Here is a 1153-nt window from a genome sequence, read left to right on the forward strand (position 1 = left end):
GTGGCGGGTGAGACGGCCCATGGGGTCGTAATCGAATCGGCTCGCCAGCCGACCCTGGGTGCGGTAGACCTCGCGGTGCAGCGCATCGCGCTCGACATCGCAGATCGTGTGGTGGGTGCCGTCCGCTCAGATTTGAGCTCTATGATCCAATATATTTGTATTCCATTTTGTAACCCTCGGCCGTAGCAACAATTTCTGCATGAAATATTAGCTCTGTTTCATTATCGTCTGCATCAACTAGTACGCATTCCACTCCATATCTATCCGGTTGATTCATTGAAAAAACATCGAACATTGGTTTGCTTGCTCTTGAGTTGAGATGTTTTTTGATATCAATTGGTTTTAATTCTCGCCAGTCTCCAAAGTAATCTGATATTGTCTCTCTGATTTCATCAATTACCTCATTGGATATATGAAATCTTCTTCTTATTTCTTCATTTTTGTTTTCATTGATCAGGATGAACATATCGCTGATTAAAGAGTGAATTTTTTCTATGTCCATTTCTTACCTTCTTCTGTTAAGAGGGATTTTTGTAGAAGTTCCAGAATTGGCGCCCACGCCCTTTAAGTAACCTCTTGCTTTCATCGTTGCGCACAAAGATGCTTCTGGGCTTAGTCCAGCGGCTTTGAGCGATTTATACGCTGTTACACTTTCTCCTCCTAAGAGGCCCCCATTAGTTGCAGTTTTTTGGGTCTGATTGGCATTGTAGTGTGGTGTTCCACGGGTCGTTCCATTTGAATTGCGACCTTGAAGACTGATTGCTGTTGCGTCATTGTAATCGTACCCTGCAATTCCGTTGACTGCGGCATCTTGATAGATGTGATGAGAGTCCTGTAGGCCTCCAATCTTCTTGAGGTCGCCATGGCGGCCAATTGTTACACCTTCTTTCGCAAGAATTTCATCACATTTACACGGGCAATATGCCAACCCTAGAGGATCAATCCAGCGAGCAGGATTGGGCGCGTAGGCGAACAGATTCACCCCACCCCGCAACCCAATCGGATCCTGACTCACGAACCTTCCCACCCCAGGGCAATCGCACCTTCATGTCATCACCCCGAGCAGTTCTGCGCGAAATTTGTCCGACGTAGCGGCCAGCATGCGCTTGGTCTTTATGCTGCCCTTGCGTGATGTGTTCAATCGGAGGAGGTT

At 47.0% G+C, this 1153-nt stretch carries 2 protein-coding genes; both read right to left on the minus strand.

The features are described from left to right. Positions 1-139 precede the first annotated feature (139 nt). Entirely contained in the window at positions 140-502 is a 363-nt protein-coding gene (locus DNK49_RS24025; RefSeq protein WP_133255169.1) for a hypothetical protein, read from the minus strand. 3 nt (positions 503-505) lie between these two features. Beyond that, positions 506-1015, minus strand: coding sequence for an RHS repeat-associated core domain-containing protein (locus tag DNK49_RS23045; RefSeq protein WP_243632494.1), 510 nt, complete (start codon positions 1013-1015; stop codon positions 506-508). Positions 1016-1153: the final 138 nt, after the last annotated feature.

It is taken from the genome of Parazoarcus communis SWub3 = DSM 12120 (genome assembly GCF_003226565.1).
Taxonomy (GTDB): Bacteria; Pseudomonadota; Gammaproteobacteria; order Burkholderiales; family Rhodocyclaceae; genus Parazoarcus; species Parazoarcus communis.